1 protein-coding gene is annotated in these 754 nt (G+C 68.8%); it reads left to right on the plus strand.

Annotated features, from left to right (window positions below; genetic code table 11):
- Nucleotides 1–122: 122 nt before the first annotated feature.
- The coding region (locus tag L979_RS06200; RefSeq protein ID WP_047690522.1) for a transposase at nt 123–754 on the plus strand (632 nt) is incomplete at its 3' end.

Here is a 754-nt window from a genome sequence, read left to right on the forward strand (position 1 = left end):
CCTCGATCCACCGATCAGCGTCGCGGAGGGATCGGCGTTTTAACGTCGGAATGCCCTGCTGACCACGGAGAATAGGACTTGTCGAGAGTTCTGTTCCACCGTGATGAGAGGGCATCCCGTAGATGCAAGTTTCCCACACTCCTGCTGCCGTGTCCGCGTCGTTCGACGAGCCCAACCTCGTGTCGGCGGCCGGGTTGCTGCCGGTGATGCGCCTGGCCCAGGGGATCGGGTTGCGCGACCTGGTCGATGAGCGGTTGAGCGTGCCCACCGACAAGGGCGCCAACCCGGGGCTGAAGGTTTCCTCGCTCGTGGCCGGGATGCTCGCCGGGGCCGACAGCATCGACGACCTGGCCCTGCTGCGCCAGAGCGCGATGAGCAAGCTGTTCGAGGCCGTCTACGCGCCCTCCACGCTGGGGTCGTTCCTGCGGGCCTTCACTTTCGGGCACGTGCGCCAGCTCGACGCGGTCGCCTCCCGGCTGCTGGCCGGGTTGGCCGGGCGAGTGCCGTTGCTGCAGCGCCGGGACGCGGAGGAAGAATTCGTGTTCGTGGATGTGGACGACACGATCGTGGAAGTCCACGGCTACCAGAAACAGGGATCCGGCTACGGGTACTCCGGAGTCCGGGGCCTCAACGCGCTGCTGGCCACCGCCTCCACCGCTGCCTCGGCCCCGGTGGTGGTGGCCCAGCGGCTGCGCAAGGGCGCGGCCGGCTCCGCCCGCGGAGCGCACCGGCTTCTCGCCGAGGCCCTGGCCAC

It is taken from the genome of Kocuria sp. ZOR0020, assembly GCF_000800955.1.
GTDB classification, from domain to species: domain Bacteria; phylum Actinomycetota; class Actinomycetes; order Actinomycetales; family Micrococcaceae; genus Kocuria; species Kocuria subflava.